The 847-nt window shown below is 74.6% G+C and carries 1 protein-coding gene and 2 pseudogenes; all 3 read left to right on the top strand.

Annotation, left to right across the window (positions count from 1 at the left end; all coding sequences use genetic code 11):
* A pseudogene (locus IY392_RS18315) lies at positions 1-180 on the top strand (hypothetical protein); the annotation flags it as partial.
* Entirely contained in the window at positions 177-617 is a 441-nt protein-coding gene (locus IY392_RS18310) for a hypothetical protein (RefSeq protein ID WP_194861998.1), read from the top strand. The pseudogene IY392_RS18315 and the gene IY392_RS18310, both read left to right, overlap by 4 nt.
* A 50-nt stretch (positions 618-667) precedes the next feature.
* Positions 668-847 (top strand): annotated as a pseudogene (locus IY392_RS18305) (lactate 2-monooxygenase); the annotation flags it as partial.

Here is an 847-nt window from a genome sequence, read left to right as displayed (position 1 = left end):
GTGGACGCCGTCGACCGCTCCCCCACCCAGGCGGCGGCCGCACACGAACTGGACATCACCCCGGCCTCGGTCACCGGCGCGCTTCGGCTCTCCCGCATCCGCGAGGAGCGGGCGGCGTACCCCGCGCTCGACCGGCTCCTGTCCGGCGCGCACGACGCGGCCACGGGGGCCACGCGATGAACACCTGGCCCGAGTGGATCCCCACGCTCATCGTCGTCGTCATCAGTCTGCTCGCCTCGGCCGGGCTCGGAGCACCGATCGCCTCGCTGGTCCTGCGCTCCGCCCACGTGCCCGACCCGCCGACGGTCGAGGTCAGCGGAGACTCCCGCAGCCCCGTGGTGCAGCGGCGCGAGACCTCCGAACCACAGGTCCGGGAGGTGCTGCGGGGCGGGATGTGGATCGGGATCCTCGAACGGGTGGGGCTCACGGCGGCGATCCTGGCCGGTCGGTTCGAGCTGGCGGCCGTGGTGGTGGCCATCAAGGCGCTGGGCCGCTATCCGGAGATCCGCGAGAACCCGGCCGTGAGCGAGCGGTTCATCATCGGCACCCTCGCCTCCCTGCTCGTGGCGGCCGCGTGCGGGGCCGCCGGGCTCGCGGTGCTGGGCCTCGTGGGCTGACCTCGTCCCGCGACCCGCGGCCGGATCGACCCCTCAGTAGGCTCGACCGCATGACCTCTGACTCCCTGACCGAGCCCGAGAACATCGCCCCCGGCCGCGCTCGCCAGAACACCATCTACCGGGCGGGCGTCTCGGGCATCACCCCCTCGGTGCCCACCAGCGCGGACACGCTCGAGGCCGCCGCACGGCGCGCCCTGCTGCGTCGGCCCGGCGGCCGGAGAGCCTGGGCC

The organism is Dietzia sp. SYD-A1 (assembly GCF_015356725.1).
In the GTDB taxonomy this organism is placed as follows: domain Bacteria; phylum Actinomycetota; class Actinomycetes; order Mycobacteriales; family Mycobacteriaceae; genus Dietzia.
The sequence above is the reverse complement of the archived record's forward strand: the minus strand, read 5'-3'. Positions and strand labels throughout refer to the sequence as shown.